Origin of the sequence: Kitasatospora sp. CB02891, assembly GCF_002803145.1 — a bacterium.
Lineage (GTDB): Bacteria > Actinomycetota > Actinomycetes > Streptomycetales > Streptomycetaceae > Kitasatospora > Kitasatospora griseola.
This window is the reverse complement of sequence record NZ_NNBO01000007.1, coordinates 125,643-142,963: the sequence shown is the minus strand read 5'-3', so window position 1 is coordinate 142,963 and position 17,321 is coordinate 125,643. Positions and strand designations below refer to the sequence as shown.

At 72.9% G+C, this 17,321-nt stretch carries 13 protein-coding genes; 4 read left to right on the top strand and 9 right to left on the bottom strand.

Annotated elements, in window-relative coordinates; all coding sequences use genetic code 11:
* Nucleotides 1–67: 67 nt before the first annotated feature.
* From CG736_RS17620 to CG736_RS17605, 4 genes are all read left to right on the top strand, one after another.
* Nucleotides 68–2,101, top strand: a complete 2,034-nt coding sequence (locus CG736_RS17620; protein WP_100587169.1) for a serine/threonine-protein kinase — start codon at nt 68–70, stop codon at nt 2,099–2,101.
* 86 nt (nt 2,102–2,187) lie between these two features.
* Nucleotides 2,188–3,486: a DUF2786 domain-containing protein gene (locus CG736_RS17615; RefSeq protein WP_198520537.1), complete on the top strand. Its 1,299-nt coding sequence runs from the start codon at nt 2,188–2,190 to the stop codon at nt 3,484–3,486.
* Nucleotides 3,487–3,513: 27 nt separating this feature from the next.
* Nucleotides 3,514–4,539, top strand: coding sequence for an ADP-ribosylglycohydrolase family protein (locus CG736_RS17610; protein ID WP_100587168.1), 1,026 nt, complete (start codon nt 3,514–3,516; stop codon nt 4,537–4,539).
* A gap of 1 nt (nt 4,540) precedes the next feature.
* A complete protein-coding gene (locus CG736_RS17605; RefSeq protein WP_100587167.1) occupies nt 4,541–5,248 on the top strand; it encodes a VWA domain-containing protein in 708 nt (235 codons plus the stop codon).
* A 10-nt stretch (nt 5,249–5,258) separates the two neighbouring features.
* Here CG736_RS17605 and CG736_RS17600 read toward each other — a convergent pair whose 3' ends face one another.
* From CG736_RS17600 to CG736_RS17560, 9 genes are all read right to left on the bottom strand, one after another.
* Nucleotides 5,259–6,254 (bottom strand): ADP-ribosylglycohydrolase family protein, encoded by a 996-nt coding sequence (locus tag CG736_RS17600; RefSeq protein WP_232734046.1) that lies wholly within the window; start codon nt 6,252–6,254, stop codon nt 5,259–5,261.
* 12 nt (nt 6,255–6,266) lie between these two features.
* A complete protein-coding gene (locus CG736_RS17595) occupies nt 6,267–7,478 on the bottom strand; it encodes a cytochrome P450 (protein WP_100587165.1) in 1,212 nt (403 codons plus the stop codon).
* Nucleotides 7,479–7,538: 60 nt separating this feature from the next.
* Complete coding sequence (locus tag CG736_RS17590; protein WP_100587164.1) at nt 7,539–8,288, bottom strand: Sir2 family NAD-dependent protein deacetylase; 750 nt, start codon at nt 8,286–8,288, stop codon at nt 7,539–7,541.
* A complete protein-coding gene (locus tag CG736_RS17585; protein ID WP_100587163.1) occupies nt 8,285–8,866 on the bottom strand; it encodes a hypothetical protein in 582 nt (193 codons plus the stop codon). The genes CG736_RS17590 and CG736_RS17585 overlap by 4 nt, the downstream gene beginning before the upstream one ends.
* A gap of 155 nt (nt 8,867–9,021) precedes the next feature.
* Nucleotides 9,022–9,696 (bottom strand): response regulator transcription factor, encoded by a 675-nt coding sequence (locus tag CG736_RS17580; protein WP_043914619.1) that lies wholly within the window; start codon nt 9,694–9,696, stop codon nt 9,022–9,024.
* 14 nt (nt 9,697–9,710) lie between these two features.
* Nucleotides 9,711–10,871 (bottom strand): sensor histidine kinase, encoded by a 1,161-nt coding sequence (locus CG736_RS17575; RefSeq protein WP_232734045.1) that lies wholly within the window; start codon nt 10,869–10,871, stop codon nt 9,711–9,713.
* Nucleotides 10,872–10,975: 104 nt separating this feature from the next.
* Nucleotides 10,976–12,427 (bottom strand): WGR domain-containing protein, encoded by a 1,452-nt coding sequence (locus CG736_RS17570; RefSeq protein WP_100587161.1) that lies wholly within the window; start codon nt 12,425–12,427, stop codon nt 10,976–10,978.
* A gap of 107 nt (nt 12,428–12,534) precedes the next feature.
* Nucleotides 12,535–13,203 carry a DUF4097 family beta strand repeat-containing protein gene (locus tag CG736_RS17565; protein WP_100587160.1) on the bottom strand — a complete coding sequence of 223 codons (669 nt, stop codon included), beginning with the start codon at nt 13,201–13,203 and terminating at the stop codon, nt 12,535–12,537.
* Between the two features lie 177 nt (nt 13,204–13,380).
* A complete protein-coding gene (locus CG736_RS17560; RefSeq protein ID WP_100587159.1) occupies nt 13,381–17,274 on the bottom strand; it encodes a DNA-directed RNA polymerase subunit beta' in 3,894 nt (1,297 codons plus the stop codon).
* Nucleotides 17,275–17,321 lie beyond the last annotated feature (47 nt).

Genomic DNA, 17,321 nt, shown 5'->3' with positions numbered 1-17,321 from the left:
GCCCCGGGCCCGCCGCTATCATGCGTGCGCGCCCGGGGCCGACCCGTGTGCACGGGGAGGACACACCATGGGGACGCGGATCGCCGCGGCGACGCACCTGACGCACTACGGCTGGACGGACAGTCCGTTCTGGAAGCAGACCGTGCTGCCGATGCTCGTGGTGCTGCTGGTGCTGCGGCTGGTCACCGTCGTCACCCTCGGCCTCAGCCAGCACGGCTACCGGGCCCGGCTGCTCAGCCGCGCCCGGCGGACCCAGATCCGCACCCTGCTGGCCGGGGACGCCTCCCGCCGGCAGTTCGAGCTGCGGGCGCTGCGCACCGCGTACCCGCCCCGGCGGATCGCCGCCGCGGTGGAGCTCGTGCTGCCCGTGCTGGTGGGCGCCGGGCTCACCGTGCTGCTGTGGATCGCCGTGCACCGGCAGTTCCAGGGGGACGACGCCCTCGATCAGAAGGCCGTGCGCACCAGCCCGCCGTGGCTGGCGGCGCGCGGGCTGCTCGCGCTGTTCGGCGGCGAGGGCGGGCTCGGCGCGGCGCTGACCGGCCTGGTGCTGACCGCGCTGTGGCAGCTGCTGTGGGCCCGCACCCGGTTCCTGGTGCTGTGCACCCGGATGCCGTCCGGCACCTGGGAGCACTCCCGGCTGCGCCGCTACCTGGTGCCGGTGCTGGCCGCCCAGTTCCTGCTGATGCCGCTGGTGCTGCCGAACGGCGCGCTGCTCGCGCTGGTGGTGTGGCAGCTGTGCTCGCTGTACGCCACCCGCCGCCTGAACCTGCTGCCGACGGCCCTCGCCGCCCCGCCGCTGACGGGTGTCACCGGGTCCGCAGACGCGCCCGCCGGGGCGGTCCGGGACACCGTCGACACGCTCGGCGCGGCCGCCTCCGCCCGGTTGCAGTCGATCCGCGAGACCCGCGAGGCGCAGCGCACCCGCCGTGCCCGGGAGGCCGCCGCGCGGGCCGCCGCCGCGCAGAACGAGGCGGCGGTCGCCGCCCGGGACGCCGAGACCGCCCGTGCGGTGCTCGCCGAGTCCGAGGCGCTGCGGGCCGCCCGGGACGCCGAACTCGCCGACGCGGCGGCCCGGTTCGCGGCCGAGCCCACGGTGGTCGGCGTGGTCGGCGCACCGGCCGCGCCGACGGCGGTGGACGGCACGGTGCGCGACCCGGACGCGGTGGCGACGGTGCGCAGGCCGGACGGGCCGCCGAGCCCCGACGGCCTGCCGACGGTCGACGTCAAGCCGCTGCCGAGCGGGGCGCCGACCGCGATCGGCGCGTACCGGCTGATCGGGCTGATCGGCTCCGGCGGGTTCGGCACCGTCTACCTGGCGCGCCGTCAGGGCTCGGCCACCCAGGTCGCGCTGAAGACGCTGCACGCCGACGCCGAGCACGACGAGGAGCTGCACCGCCGGTTCGCGAACGAGGCGAAGGTGCTGGCCCAGGCGCCCGCCGCGCACACCGCCCGGGTGCTGGACACCGGCGTCGCCGACGGCACCCCGTTCATCGCCATGGAGCTGCTCGACGGCCGCCCCCTGCAGGCCCTGCTGCGCGAGCGCGGCCCGTTGGCCGACCGGGCCGCGCTGCGCGCGCTCGCGGTGGCGCTGGCCGTCGCCCTGGACGCCCTGCACCGCGGCGGGCTGGTGCACCGCGACCTGAAGCCGTCCAACATCATGATGACCAGCGACGGCCCCAAGCTGCTGGACTTCGGGATCTCGCTGATGGTCGACCACACCCGGCTGACCCGGACCGGCGGCATGGTCGGCACGCCCGTCTTCATGGCCCCGGAGCAGCTGGCCGAGGGCCCGGTCGGGCCGGCCGCCGACGTCTGGGCGTGGGCCTGCTGCCTGATCTGCGCGGCGCACGGCGACAGTCCGTTCGCCACCGCCAACCCGTACGCCGTCTACCACCGGATCGTCAACGAGGACCCCGACCCGGCGGCGGTCGCCGCCGTCCGCGCGCTCGACCCGGAGCTGGCCGACACCGTCGGGCGCGCCCTCGCCAAGGACCTCGCCGACCGCCCCGCCGACGGGGCCGCGCTGCTGGCGCTGCTCACCGCGGACGGCACCCCGGCGCAGCGGCAGATCGACCGCGGCTGGGAGGCCCTGGGCGGCTGACCGATCCGGCGGTCGGCGCGGTCCGGTCGCGTGCTCCGGCATCATGGGGAGCGCCCCTCCCCCGTGCCCCAGGAAGCAGGACCGCCGTGACCAGCACCGATCAGCCCGTGGACGAGCTGCTGGCGGAGGCGGTGGGCCGGGTGGTCGGCGCGCCGGCCGACGGGCTGGAGTTCGTGGTGGACGGCGCGGCCTCGGCGCTGGCGGCGTCCGCGGACCGGTGGCCGCTGGTGAGCCGGGCGCTGCTGGGCTTCGCGGACCGGTCGGTGGGCCGGTGCTGGGCTGCGGGCTGGCGGCCGGCCGACCTGGTGCGGGTGGCGCGGCGCGAGCTGGCCCCGGTGCAGGTGGCGCTGGCGGTGGACCTGATCGCCGCGGAGGGCCGCCGGCATCCGGCCGCCGCGCTGGACCGGCGCTGGCAGGAGCAGCTGCGGGAGTTGGAGGCGGAGCCCTGGTGGGCGTCCGACGAGGCGTACCTGCAGGCGTTCGCGGACCGGCACCGGATGGACCGGTTCGCGCTGGCCACGGCGGCGCTGGAGCTGCTGCGGGTGTGGGCGCTGCTGCCTCCCGTGCAGCCGGTGGGCCCGGCGCCGGGGCAGTCGGCGCCGCGGGTGGGCGCGCCGCGCAGCGGGGAGCCGCGGATGCTGGGGCGGATCCGGGCGCTGCTGGCGAAGGCCGAGTCGACCGGTTTCCCGGACGAGGCGGAGGCGCTGACCGCGAAGGCCCAGGAGTTGATGGCGCGTCACTCGATCGACGAGGCGCTGCTGTCGGCGGGCGGGCCGTCGGCGGACCAGCCGGCGGCGCTGCGGATCGGCGTGGACAACCCGTACGAGGGCCCGAAGACGATGCTGCTGGACGCGGTGGCGGCGGCGAACCGGTGCCGGGTGGTGTGGGCGAAGGAGTTCGGGTTCTGCACGGTGATCGGCTTCGACGCCGACCTGGACTGCGTCGAGCTGCTGTACACCTCGCTGCTGGTGCAGGCGACGTCGGCGATGCAGCGGGCGGGCAGCCGCAAGCACAAGGACGGGGCGGCCCGGACGAAGGCGTTCCGGCAGTCGTTCCTGGTGGCGTACGCGGCGCGGATCCGGGAGCGGCTGGCGGACGCCACCGAGCGGGCCACCGAGGACGCGGCGGCCGGGCGACCGGCCGAGCCGGGCGAGCCGGGCGGCGTCGAGGACGGCGGCGGGGCGCTGCCGGTGCCGACCCCGGACGGCGGGCTGCTGCCGGTGCTGGCGGCCCGGGCCGAGGCCGTGGACGACGCGGTTGGCAGGATGTTCCCGAAGCTGGTGTCGCAGCGGGTGCGGGTGAGCGACGGCGAGGGCTGGGTCGAGGGCCGGGCCGCCGCCGACCGGGCCACGCTGCACCGGGGTTCGGGCCGGATCGAGCGCTGACGGAACGTCGGCGGACAGGGAGTGGGCATGGAGTTCGCGGAGCGGGTGCGCGGATCGCTGGTCGGCGGTGCGCTGGGCGACGCGCTGGGGTGGCCGATCGAGTTCCTGCGGCTGGACCGCATCCGGGAGCTGCACGGCGAGGCGGGCCTGACCGACCTGGCGGACGCCGGCCGCGGCGGCCAGGTCACCGACGACACCCAGATGACCCTGTTCACCGCGGAGGGCCTGCTGCGCGGCGGCCGCCGCGAGGACCTGCACGCCGCGTACCGCCGCTGGTACCAGACCCAGCGGCTGCCCGGCCCCGGGCGCTTCCCGGACGGCTGGCTGGCCGGGCAGGAGTTCCTGTACGCCTCCCGCGCGCCGGGCAACGCCTGCATAACGGGCGTGGTGCTGGACTGCACGGAGGCCGTCCCGTTCGGGCAGGACGGCCCGGTGAACCCGAACTCGAAGGGCTGCGGGACGGTGATGCGCTCGGCGCCGTTCGGCCTGGTCGGCCTGGGTGCGGAGGAGGCGTTCCGGCAGGCCGCGCTGGCGGCGCAGCTGACGCACGGTCACCCGACGGGCTACCTGGCGGCGGGCGCGTTCGCCGCGCTGGTCGAGCGGGTCGCGGCCGGGGTGCCGCTGCGGGCGGCGGTGTCCTCGACGCTGGCGAGGCTGGCGGCGGTGCCGGACAACGCGGAGACGACGGAGGCGCTGCGCCGGGCGGTGCGGGTGGCCGACGAGGGCCCGGGTTCGGCGGAGGCGGTGGAACGGGTCGGCCTGGGCTGGGTCGCCGAGGAGTGCCTGGCGATCGCGGTGTACGCGGCGCTGGTCGGCGCGGACGCCCGGGAGGCGCTGGTGCTGGCCGTGAACCACTCGGGCGACAGCGACTCCACGGGCGCGGTCTGCGGCAACCTGGTGGGCGCGATGTACGGCCTGTCCGGCCTGCCCGCCGACTGGTGCGCGCTGGTGGAGGGCCGGGAGGTGCTGCTGCAGGTGGCCGACGACCTGGTGGTGTTCGCCCACGGCGACCGGGCGGCGCTCGCCGACCGCTACCCGCTGCCGGTCGGGTGACGTGGTGGCGCTGAGTCTGGAGAAGGTGTCGGCCGCCGCGCCCGGGCTGGTCGACCTGTACAAGTCCGCGCGGGTCAGCCTGACCGAGCGCGGACTCCAGCACGCCCGGGCAGCCGTCTACCTGGTGCTCGACCGGTCCGGCTCGATGCGGCCGCACTACCGGTCCGGGACCGTCCAGCACTTCGCCGAGCAGGTGCTGGCGCTCTCGGCGCACCTGGACGACGACGGGCGGGTGCCGGTGGTCTTCTTCTCCACTGAGGTGGACGGCGTCGCCGAGATCTCGCTCGACGACCACCGGGACCGGATCGGCCGCCTGCACTCCTCGCTGGGGCACATGGGCCGGACCAACTACCACCTGGCGATGAAGGCCGTGATCCGGCACTACCAGCTCTCCGGGGCCACCGACCCGGCGCTGGTGGTGTTCCAGACCGACGGCGGCCCGACCTCCCGCGCGGCGGCCCGGGACATGCTCTGCCTGGCCGCCGAACTCCCGATCTACTGGCAGTTCGTGGGCTTCGGCGACCCCGCCGACCAGGAGTTCGCCTTCCTGCACCGGCTCGACGAACTGCCCGTCCCGGCCCGCCGCCCGGTCGACAACGCGGGGTTCTTCCCGGCCGGCGCCGACCCGCGGGCGCTCGCCGACGCCGAGCTGTACGACCGGCTGCTGACCGGCTTCCCGGAGTGGCTGACCGCCATGGGCCTGGACTGACGGGCCGGGGTCAGTCCCAGAGCGCGCCGAACGCCAGCAGCTCCTTGCGGTACTCGATCCGTTCCACCCACTCGCCCGGCCAGCCGCCCTCGCCGTGCCGGGCGCCGGCGAACGCGCCGGCCAGGCAGGCCAGCGAGTCGGAGTCGCCGGAGGAGACGGCGGCCCGGCGGACGGCGGCGACCGGGTCGTCGGGCAGCAGCAGGAAGCAGAGCAGCGCGGTGGCGAACGCCTCCTCGGCGACCCAGCCCTCCCCCGTTCGCTCGCAGGGGTCGGCGTCCACCTCGCCCGCGGCGAGGGCGGAGTCGAGCCGGTCGAGGGCCAGCAGGCACTCGTCCCAGCCGCGGGCGATAAACGCCTCCGGCGAGCCGAAGTGGTCCCGGGAGGCGAGGTCGCCGAGCCAGAACTCGTCGTAGCGGGTGCGCTGTTCGTGGGCGTGGGCGCGCAGCCGGGCGGGCAGCTCGGCCGGGTCGACGCCCTGGGCGAGCCAGCGGACGGTGAACGCGGTGAGTTCGCTGGCGGCCAGCGCCGTCGGATGGCCGTGGGTGAGACCGGACTGGAGCTGGGCCGCGCCGGACACCTGCCGGTCCGTCAACTCCCGGACCAGGCCGAGCGGGGCGACCCGCATGTTGGCCCCGCAGCCCTTGGAGCCGAGGTCGGACGCGTCCTGCCAGGGCCGGCCGGTGGACAGCCGGAAGCAGGACCGCAGGCAGGTCATGCCGGGGGCCCGGTTGTTGTCCGGGGAGCGCCACCAGTCCACGAACTCCTCGCGCAGCGGAAGTTCGAGGCGCAGCGGGACGAGCGGGCCCTCGGCGAGGCCGGTGCGCAGGGCGCGGGCGAGCGCCAACGTCATCTGGGTGTCATCGGTGACCTGGGCCTTCTTCGGCAGCGGGAGCTGCCGCCAGTCCGGGCCGAGCAGCCCGATCTCGTCCAGATTCAGGAACTCGGTGCGCTTTCCAAGGGCGTCGCCGATCGCCAGCCCCAGCATCGCTCCCGTCGCCCGCCCCATGGCACGCCCCTCTCAGACCTCGACCAGCAGTTCCTTGAGTCCGCGGATCACGTAGCCGGGGTTCCACTCGGGTTCGCGCACCAGCGTCAGCCCGGGGGCCTTGCGGAGCAGCGCGCCGTAGGACTCGGTGAGTTCGAGTCTGGCAAGCGGAGCGCCGAGACAGAAGTGAATTCCGGCGCCGAAGGTGATGTGCGGGTTGTCGGCGCGGCCCAGGTCGAGCCGGTCGGGGTCGGCGAACCGCTCCGGGTCGCGGTTGGCGGAGCCGAACAGCAGCGCCACCTCCGCGCCGCGCGGGATCCGCACGCCGCCGACCTCGATGTCCTCCAGCACCCAGCGCTCGAACATCTGCAGCGGGGTGTCGTAGCGCATCAGCTCTTCGATGGCGGTGGGCAGCAGTTCGTCCACCGCGCCGCGCAGCCGAGCGAGTTCGCCGGGGTTGCGGAGCAGCGCCCACCAGCCGTTGCCGGTGGTGTTGACGGTCGCCTCGTGGCCGGCGTTCAGCAGCAGCACGCAGGTGGAGATCATCTCCTGCTCGCTGAGCACCTGCCCGTCCTCGGCGGCCTGGGCCAGCGCGCTGATCAGGTCGGCGCCGGGCTGCTCGCGCCGACGGCGGATCAGCTCCCGCAGGTAGGCGGAGAATTCGAGGCTGGCGGTGACCGCCCGGCGGGCCGTCTCCTCGTCCGGGTTGAGTTCGAACATCCCGGTGATGTCGGACGACCAGGGCCGCAGCAGGTGCCGGTCCGACTCCGGGACGCCCAGCATCTCGGCGATCACCGCGACCGGCAGCGGCTCGGCGACCTTCGCGATCAGGTCGCCGCCGCCGTCGGCGAGCAGCCCGTCGACCAGCTCGCCGGCGAGGCGCTGCACGGTCGGGCGCAGCGACTCCACCATGCGCGGGGTGAACGCCTTGGACACCAGCCGCCGGATCCGGGTGTGGTCGGGGCCCTCCAGGTCCAGCAGGCCGTGGTCGTTCAGGGTGTGGAACGGCTCGTGCGCCGGGTTCGGCGCGGGCTGCCCGAACTCCTCGTGGCCGAAGCGGTGCGTGAACGTACGGCCCAACCGCCGGTCCCGCAGCAGCGCGTTGACGTCCGCGTACCGGGAGACCAGCCACTGGTCGCTCGGCTCGAAGTGGACGACCGGCGACTGCTCGCGCAGCGCCGCGTACGCCGGGTACGGGTGGGCCACGAACTCGGCCGACCACGGGTCGAAGGCATCGATCGCCATGGAGCTCTCTCCCTGCTCGTCAGATCGCCATCGTATGCCGCCCGACCTGCGGGTTTGTCCTCAGCCCCGGGTCAGGTCGCCGCTCACCAGCCGCTGCACCAGCTTCGGCAGCGCCTCCGAGATCGGCTCACGGACCACCTCGTGCGCCGCCCAGTCCCACGGCGTGGGCTCGCCGTTGACGACGATCAGCCGGGCATCGTTCTCCAACGCGATCCGCGGCAGCAGCGCCGCCGGATGCACCTGGAGCGAACTGCCCACCGCCAGGAACACCTGGCACCCCTTGGCGATCGCGTCCGCCTTCACCAGCACCTGTTCGTCCAACGCCTCGCCGAACATCACGGTGCGCGGCCGCAGCACCCCGCCGCACTGCTCGCACGCCGGGTCGTCCTCCCCCGCCGCGACCCGCTCCAGCGCCGCCGCCGTCGGACCGACCGCCCGGCACCCGACGCACTGCACCTCGGTGGCCGTCCCGTGCAGCTCGATCACCTTCCGGGCCGGCAACCCCGCCGCCTGGTGCAGGCCGTCCACGTTCTGCGTCAGCACCCGCATCGGCACGCCCGCCCGCTCCAGCTCCACCAGCGCCCGATGCCCCGCGTTCGGCTTCGCCCCGACCGCGCCGGCGTCCCGCCGCATCAGCCAGGACCGGCGCCGCACCTCCGTGCTCGCCAGGTACGGGCCGATCGTCACCAGGTCCTGCGCACTCGGATCACGCTGCCAAAGCCCCTGCGGGCCACGGTAGTCGGGAATCCCCGAGTCCGTGGAGATCCCCGCCCCCGTCAACACCGCCACCAGCGGACGCTTCTCGCTCATGCCCCGGACGGTACGGCCCGCAGCCGGTTCTGACCACCCGTTATCACCGGCCGGAACGCCGCCAGGTACAGCGCCGCACCGACCGGCATGAAGTCCAGCGACGCCCCCATCAGCACCGTGCCCACCAGCACCAGCACCGGGCTCCACCAGCGCACCACGCCGCGCACCGTCAGCCGCACCAGCAGCGCCAACAGGCCCACGTACAGCATCATCGGCACCACCGTGTACACCACCGGCAGCACGCCCGGCACCGACTGCACCCGATCGAACAGCTCCGAACGCGCCGCGTAGTCCTGCGAGACCGCGTTCGCGTACAGGTCGATGCCGCTCTGCGCGAGCCCGGACAGCACCCCCGCGAGACCCGCCCCCAACCAGACCCGGCCCCAGACGCCGCCCGCACCGCCCAGACGCCACAGCTCCACCATGCCGAGACCCATCAGCACCATCCCCGCGAACAGCGCGACATGCCCGATCGTCCACCCCGGCCCCACCCCGCGCGAGCCCGGCACCAGCCGCACCGCCCCGTACACCGCCAGCAGCCCCGCCGCCCATCCCAGCGCCCGACGCCCCGTGACCATCGCCCAACCCCTTTGCGTGAGTGCCCTTTTCGACACCCCCAACCCTGCCGGGACGGCCTGCGGCGCGACTCCCCCGCGACGGTGAAACGTGGGACTCCCCCGCCAGAGGGACACCAGGGGCGCGTGGGGGTACCTCCCCGCGCGCCCCTGTCGTCTCATTCGCCTGCTGTCACGGCCCCCGCCTCGTACGCGAAGACCACCGCGTGCACCCGGTCCCGCAGCCCCAGCTTCTGGAGCAGGTTGCTGACGTGCGTCTTGACCGTGTGCTCGCTGACCACCAGCTCCGCGGCGATCTCGGCGTTCGACATGCCCCGGGCCACCAGCCGCAGGGTCTCCAACTCGCGGGCGGTGAGGGAGCCCAGGAGGAGGCCCAGCGGCCGGGAGACGGCCAGCGTCCCGCCGGCCTTGCGGGCGGTGACCTCGCCGATGACGCGGCGGGTCACGGAGGGGGCGAGGAGGGCCTCGCCGGAGTTGACGACGCGGACGGCGTGGGCGAGGTCGTCGCGGCGGACGTCCTTGAGCAGGAAGCCGCTCGCCCCGGCGTACAGCGCGTCGAAGACGTAGTCGTCGACGTCGAAGGTGGTCAGCATGATCACCTTGCAGCGCGGGAACTCGGCGCAGACCCGACGCGCCGCCTCCAGCCCGTCCATCACGGGCATCCGGACGTCCAGCAGCAGCACGTCGGGGTCGAAGCTGCGCACGGCGTCAATGGCCTGCTGCCCGTCGCCGACTTCGGCGACGACCTCGATGTCGGGTTGGGCGTCGAGAATCATGCCGAAGCCGGCGCGGACCAGTTCCTGGTCGTCGGCGATCACCACTCGTACGGTCAACTCGGGTTCCTTCCTCAGGCGTTGAGCGGCAGCACGGCGGCCACCAGGTAGCCCGGGCCGTCGGTTCGGGGGCCGGCTTCGGCGCTGCCGCCGCAGGCGGCCGCGCGTTCCCGGATGGAGAGCAGGCCGCGTCCGCCGGAGCGTCCGTCGATGCCGGCGCCGGCCGACGCCGCAGGCCCGGTCCCGTCGTCGGCGACCGAGACGGTCAGGTCGGCGCCACCGCGGACGGCCACCCGCACCACGACCCGGTCGGCCCGGGCGTGCTTGACCACGTTGGTGAGGGCTTCCTGGACGATCCGGTAGGCCGCGGCCTGGACTTCGGCGGGCCCGGCCTCCTCGATGCGGGCGTCGACGGCGACGCCCGATTCGCGGACCCGGTCGAGGACGCCGCCGAGCTCGGCCAGTCGGGGTTGCGGGGCGAGCGCGGGCGCGGCGCCGTCCTCCTTGAGGACGCCGAGCACCCGTCGGAGTTGGACCATCGCGTCGCGTCCGGAGTCGGCGATGGCGTCGAAGGCGCGGATCGCCCGGTCGGGGTTGCTGTGCACCACCAGTGGCCCGGCCTCGGCCTGGACGACCATCAGGGAGACGGCGTGGGCCAGGATGTCGTGCATCTCGCGGGCGATCCGGCCGCGCTCCTCGGCGACGGCCCGGGCGGCGTCGCTGGCGGCGCGCAGTCCGACCTGCCGGGCGCGCTCCGCCTCGACGCCGGCCAGTCGGCGCAGTTCGCGGACCAGGGAGCCGACGACGAAGCTGCCGACGGACACCAGCAGGCTGAACAGCATGCCGTCGAAGGAGCGGGTGCCGATCACGTTGCCGACCACGCAGATCGCCAGCAGCACGGCGCGCTGCCAGTCCTTGCCGCGGTCGGCGACGGTGTAGATGGCGACCGCCATGGCGACCTGGATCTGCGGCATCGCGGAGTGCGCCAGCGCGGACAGCGCCATGGTGGGCACTCCGCACGCCCCCATCACCGCCCACGGGGCGCGGCGCCGCCACCACAGCGGCAGCGACCCGGCGATCGCCAGCGTGTACGCCCACCACCTCCCGCCCGCGCCGTGCGGGTCGGTGTACACCCCCCACACCGAGACCCAGACGGCGAGCGCCACCAGCGGCGCGTCCACCGCCCACGGCCGGGCCCTCCCCCAGGCCAGCAGGCCTTCCGTCCACTTCCCCATCCGCGCATCCTCTCGCATCGTCGGACGGCCGCCGCGTCCCTCCCCGGGAACGCCGAAGGGCGCCCCCGACGGGAGCGCCCTGACGATGCGTCAATGCCGGGGCGTCACAGCAGCCGCTTGATCTCTCCGCGCGCCCGGTAGAACCCGCCGGACGCGGACTCCCGCACCTCCGCCACCAGGTAGCGCGCGCCGGCCACCCGGACGTCCTTGGGGAACTGCACCCGCCAGCCGGGGTCGAAGCCCGGCGAGACCACCCGGACCCGCAGCCGGCTGCCGTCGGCGACGCACTCCACCTCGACCCCGGTGCCGGCCGCCGCGGTGACGCTGACGGTCTCCAGCTCCGCGGACGGCTCCACCCGGGCGATGTCGCGGCCGGTGACCTCGGCGGTGGTCGGCAGGGTGCCCTGCTCGGCGGCCTGCACGGCGCCCGGCGAGGCGTCCAGGCAGGCCAGCGAGCCGTCGGTGGTGACGACGTACAGCCGCCCGTCGCGGTACTGCATGCTGTACGCGGAGCCGCAGCCGGTGCCGAGCTTCCACAGCCGGGTGCCGTCGGCGGCGAAGCAGTACACCGAGGAGTGGTTGTCGCCCGCGAACACGTACTCGCCGTCCGGGGAGGCCGCGCAGGAGAACACCGAGGCGTCGCACTTGTACGCGACGACCTCGGCGCCGTCGGACTTGCGCAGCCGGTGCACCCAGCCCTGCGAGGTGCCGGCGAACACCTCGTCCCGCTCCTGCCAGCCGAACAGCACCTGGCCCTTGGTGCGGGTGTGCCACTGCTGGTCGCCGCCGCGCTTCGCGTACCGGGTGACGCCCGCCGAGTAGCCGTGGTAGACGGAGTCGGCGTCGCAGCGCACCATCCAACCGGACGAGCCCTGCGCGTTGCGCCGCCACTGGAACTCGTCCTCGTGGTCGACGGTGGTCAGGCCGCCGCGCTCGTCGGCGACGCCGAGCACGCCGTCGTGGATGTCGAGCCAGTAGATGTCGACGTCCTGGGCGATCTCGTACGCCACCCGCGGCACCTTGCCGCCCAGGTCGTACACCTTGCCGTCGTCGCAGCCGGCGTAGATCCACCAGTCGTCGGCGACGATGCACTTGACGCCGTCGGGCAGGCCGAACCGGCCGGTGACCTCGCCGTCCCGGGTCAGCGTGTAGACGTCGCCGCTCTCGTTGCCGACCCAGGCGTGCTCCTCGCCCACGTACACCCCGAACGCGGGCGAACCGGAGCGGAAGCGCCACAGCAGCGGCGCCTGGCGGGCGCTGGAGCGGGTCGAGGTGATCTGTCGACGCGTCACCGACCGGCGCTGGCGCACCCCCCGGACCGCCGGGGCGTAGCCCTTGCGGACCTTCTCGCCGATCTTCTTGGCGGCCGCCGAGGCGGCCTTCTCCGCGCTGGCGCAGACCGTGGTCTTCGTCGTGCCCGGTTCGCCGATCCGTCCGTACCGGATCGTCAACTCCGCGCCCGTGACGGTGACTTCGTAGAACTTGTGGGCACTGCCCTGGTCCTCGGAGAGTTCCAGGTAGGTCACCTGCGGGTCTGCGGAAACGGTGGCAGACATGGCCGACGCCCCTTTCGGGCACAGAGTTCGGGGGGTGTCGGCGGGGCCCTCGCCGCCTGCCGACACACCTCAATCTAGGCCCTGCCACCGACAGTTGCGGCAGCCGGTCAGCTGTTGTCCACCTGCACACCGCCGCTGGTGGCCCGGGCGATCAGGATGTGCGGCGCCCCGGCGACGGAGGGCACCTTCACCTCGGTGCCGCCGCTGTCGGAGTGCGCCTCCACCTGGTACTGCTGCCCCGACGGCACCCGCACCTGGACGCCGCCGGAGTCGGTGGACATCTCCGCCCGGGTCGGCGCCTCGACGAACCGGGCGTTCACCCCGCCGGAGGTCACCGACATCTTCACGTTGCGGGACTTCAGCCCGGTCGCCTCGATCCCGCCGGAGGTCACCTTGGCGTCCACGTCGCCCGCCACGTCGTGCAGCTGGATGCCGCCGCTGGTCTGCGACAGCTTCAGCCTGGTGCCGGCCGGGACGTGCACCTCGTAGCCGATCCCGCAGTTGTCGCAGGAGTAGGTCAGCTTCAGCACCCCGTCCTTGAGCTCGTGGGTGCCCTGCGGCTCCTCGTCCTGCCAGGCCCGCTTCTCCACCACCCGCACCGGGCCGTCGCCGACCCGGACGTCGATCCCCCCGCTGGTCCCGTCGACCACCAGCTCGTCGACCTGCCCGGGCACCTCGTACGACACCGTCTTGCGCTGCTGGTCCCACGGCCCGCAGCCCACCGCCCCGACCACCAGCAGTCCCACGACCGCCGCCGCCCCCATGATCCGCTTCACCGCGGCCTCCTTTCGACGTCCCCAAGTCTCCCGCTCCCCGGGGCCCCGGCGCCTCCCTCCACGGAGTGGTTCGGCCGCCTCCGTCCCCAGGGGGATCCCCTAGGTGACACGCGGGGCGCGGACGCCGCAGGGCGGCCACCCCGAGTGGGGTGACCGCCCTGCGGTTCAGCCGAAGGATCAGCCGGTGTACGGACCGTAGTCGTAGTCGTCCAGCGGGACGGCCTGACCGGAGCCCGCGCCGAACGGCGACAGGTCGTAGTCGTCGTAGCCGACGGCCGAGTACATCGCGGCCTTGGCCTCTTCGGTCGGCTCGACCCGGATGTTGCGGTAGCGGGGCAGACCCGTACCGGCCGGGATGAGCTTACCGAGGATGACGTTCTCCTTGAGGCCCAGCAGCGGGTCCGACTTGGCGTGGATCGCCGCGTCGGTGAGCACCCGGGTCGTCTCCTGGAAGGAGGCGGCCGACAGCCAGGACTCGGTGGCCAGCGAGGCCTTGGTGATACCCATCAGCTGCGGACGGCCGGAGGCGGGGTGGCCGCCCTCGGACACCACGCGGCGGTTCTCCTGCTCGAAGCGGCCGCGCTCGACCAGCTCGCCCGGCAGCAGCTCGGCGTCGCCCGACTCGATGATCGTCACGCGGCGGAGCATCTGCCGGATGATGATCTCGATGTGCTTGTCGTGGATCGACACGCCCTGCGAGTTGTAGACCTTCTGGACTTCGGCGACCAGGTGGATCTGGACGGCACGCTGGCCCATGATCCGCAGCACGTCGTGCGGGTTGGTGGCGCCGACGGTCAGCTTCTGGCCGACCTCGACCGCCTCGCCCTCGCTGACCAGCAGCTTGACGCGCTTGGAGACCGGGTACGCGATCTCGTCGGTGCCGTCGTCCGGCGTGACGACGACCTTGCGGGTCTTCTCGGTGTCCTCGATCCGGACCCGACCCTGCGCCTCCGAGATCGGGGCGACACCCTTCGGGGTGCGCGCCTCGAAGAGCTCGACGACACGCGGCAGACCCTGGGTGATGTCGTCACCGGCCACACCACCGGTGTGGAAGGTACGCATGGTCAGCTGGGTGCCGGGCTCACCGATGGACTGGGCGGCGATGATGCCGACCGCCTCACCGATGTCGACCAGCTTGCCGGTGGCCAGCGAACGGCCGTAGCAGAAGGCACAGGTGCCGACCGCGGACTCACAGGTCAGGATCGAGCGGACCTTGACCGCGCTGACGCCGTGCCGGATCAGCTCGTCCATCAGGACGTCGCCGAGGTCGGTGTTGGCGGTCGCGATCAGCTTGCCGTCGACCGTGATGTCCTCGGCGAGCATGCGGGCGTACACGCTGGTCTCGACGTCGTCGGCCTTGCGCAGCACACCGTCCGCACCGATCTGGCCGATCTCCAGCTTGAGGCCGCGCTCGGTGCCGCAGTCCTCCTCGCGGATGATCACGTCCTGCGAGACGTCCACCAGACGACGGGTCAGGTAACCCGAGTCGGCGGTACGCAGCGCGGTGTCGGCCAGACCCTTACGGGCACCGTGGGTGGAGATGAAGTACTCCAGCACGGACAGGCCCTCACGGAACGAGGCCTTGATGGGACGCGCGATGGTCTCGTTCTTCGCGTTCGACACCAGACCACGCATACCGGCGATCTGACGCATCTGCATCATGTTTCCTCGAGCACCCGAGTCGACCATCATGAAGATGGGGTTCGTCTTCGGGAAGTTCGCGGCCATCGCGTCGGCGACCTCGTTGGTCGCCCGGGTCCAGATGCCGACCAGCTCGGACTTGCGCTCGTTGTCGGTGATCAGACCGCGCTCGTACTGCTTCTGGACCTTCTCCGCCTGCGCCTCGTAGCCCTCCAGAATGGCGGGCTTGCTCGGCGGGACGATGACGTCCGAGATCGAGACGGTGACACCGGAACGGGTCGACCAGTGGAAGCCGGCCGCCTTCAGGTTGTCGAGCGTCGCGGCGACGACGACCTTCGGGTAGCGCTCGGCGAGGTCGTTGACGATCGCCGACAGCTGCTTCTTGCCGACCTCGTAGTCGACGAACGGGTAGTCCTCGGGCAGCAGCTCGTTGAAGAGCGCGCGACCCAGGGTGGTGGTGATCCGGAACGGCTCACCCTCGGTCCAGGTCGGCTGGCCCTCCTCGTCCACCGGAGCGGCCCAGCCGCGCGGCGGCACGGTGCCGGCCGGCATGCGCAGGTCGATCGGGGCCTGGACGTCCAGGTCGCGGGCGTCGAAGGCCATGATCGCCTCGGCGGTCGAGGAGAAGGAACGACCCTTGCCCTTGACCTCCTCGCGGTCCGAGGTGAGGAAGAACAGGCCCAGCACCATGTCCTGGGTCGGCATGGTGACGGGGCGACCGTCGGCCGGCTTCAGGATGTTGTTCGAGGACAGCATCAGGATGCGGGCCTCGGCCTGCGCCTCCGCGGACAGCGGCAGGTGCACGGCCATCTGGTCGCCGTCGAAGTCCGCGTTGAACGCGGTGCAGACGAGCGGGTGGATCTGGATGGCCTTGCCCTCGACCAGCTGCGGCTCGAAGGCCTGGATGCCGAGGCGGTGCAGGGTGGGCGCACGGTTCAGCAGCACCGGGTGCTCGGCGATGACCTCTTCGAGGACGTCCCACACCACGGGGCGGGCGCGCTCGACCATGCGCTTCGCCGACTTGATGTTCTGCGCGTGGTTCAGGTCGACCAGGCGCTTCATCACGAACGGCTTGAAGAGCTCCAGCGCCATGGCCTTCGGCAGACCGCACTGGTGCAGCTTGAGCTGCGGGCCGACGACGATGACCGAACGGGCCGAGTAGTCGACTCGCTTGCCGAGCAGGTTCTGACGGAAACGACCCTGCTTGCCCTTCAGCATGTCGCTGAGGGACTTCAGCGGGCGGTTGCCCGGGCCGGTGACCGGACGGCCGCGACGGCCGTTGTCGAACAGCGCGTCGACGGCCTCCTGCAGCATGCGCTTCTCGTTGTTCACGATGATCTCGGGCGCGCCGAGGTCGAGAAGCCGCTTCAGGCGGTTGTTGCGGTTGATGACGCGGCGGTACAGGTCGTTCAGGTCGGAGGTGGCGAACCGGCCACCGTCGAGCTGGACCATCGGACGCAGGTCCGGCGGGATCACCGGGACGCAGTCCAGCACCATGCCCTTGGGCTTGTTGCTGGTCTGCAGGAAGGCGGAGACGACCTTGAGGCGCTTGAGCGCACGGGTCTTCTTCTGGCCCTTGCCGGTGCGGATGATCTCGCGGAGGCGCTCGGCCTCCTCGCCCAGGTCGAAGGACTCCAGGCGGTCCTTGAGGGCCGCCGCGCCCATCGAGCCGGAGAAGTAGGTGCCGAAGCGGTCGCGCAGCTCGCGGTAGAGCAGCTCGTCGCCCTCGAGGTCCTGGACCTTGAGGTTCTTGAAGCGGGCCCACACCTCGTCCAGGCGGTCGATCTCGCGCTGGGTGCGGTCGCGGAGCTGCTTCATCTCGCGCTCGGCGCCCTCGCGGACCTTGCGGCGGACGTCGGCCTTGGCGCCCTCGGCCTCCAGCTCCGCCAGGTCGGACTCGGCCTTCTTGGCCCGGGCCTCGAGGTCGGCGTCGCGGCGGTTCTCGATCTGCTGACGCTCGACCGAGACGTGCGCCTCCAGGGAGGGGAGGTCGCGCTGACGGCGCTCGTCGTCCACCCAGGTGATCATGTAGGCGGCGAAGTAGATGACCTTCTCGAGGTCCTTCGGCGCGAGGTCGAGCAGGTAGCCCAGGCGCGACGGGACGCCCTTGAAGTACCAGATGTGGGTGACCGGGGCGGCCAGCTCGATGTGGCCCATCCGCTCACGGCGCACCTTGGCGCGGGTCACCTCGACGCCGCAGCGCTCACAGATGATGCCCTTGAAGCGGACGCGCTTGTACTTACCGCAGTAGCACTCCCAGTCCCGGGTGGGACCGAAGATCTTCTCGCAGAAAAGGCCGTCCTTTTCCGGCTTCAGCGTGCGGTAGTTGATGGTCTCCGGCTTCTTCACCTCGCCGTGCGACCACTGGCGGATGTCGTCGGCGGTGGCCAGTCCGATGCGGAGCTCGTCGAAGAAGTTGACGTCAAGCACTGGTCGTCAAGCCCTCTTTCGTGATTCGAGAGTCTGTCTGTTGGTCT

Coding starts and splice junctions, on each gene's coding strand:
- CG736_RS17620 (WP_100587169.1), top strand. CDS start 68: ATGGGGACGCGGATCGCCGCGGCGACGCACCTGACGCACTACGGCTGG.
- CG736_RS17610 (WP_100587168.1), top strand. CDS start 3,514: ATGGAGTTCGCGGAGCGGGTGCGCGGATCGCTGGTCGGCGGTGCGCTG.
- CG736_RS17600 (WP_232734046.1), bottom strand. CDS start 6,254: ATGGGGCGGGCGACGGGAGCGATGCTGGGGCTGGCGATCGGCGACGCC.
- CG736_RS17595 (WP_100587165.1), bottom strand. CDS start 7,478: ATGGCGATCGATGCCTTCGACCCGTGGTCGGCCGAGTTCGTGGCCCAC.
- CG736_RS17590 (WP_100587164.1), bottom strand. CDS start 8,288: ATGAGCGAGAAGCGTCCGCTGGTGGCGGTGTTGACGGGGGCGGGGATC.
- CG736_RS17585 (WP_100587163.1), bottom strand. CDS start 8,866: ATGGTCACGGGGCGTCGGGCGCTGGGATGGGCGGCGGGGCTGCTGGCG.
- CG736_RS17575 (WP_232734045.1), bottom strand. CDS start 10,871: ATGGGGAAGTGGACGGAAGGCCTGCTGGCCTGGGGGAGGGCCCGGCCG.
- CG736_RS17570 (WP_100587161.1), bottom strand. CDS start 12,427: ATGTCTGCCACCGTTTCCGCAGACCCGCAGGTGACCTACCTGGAACTC.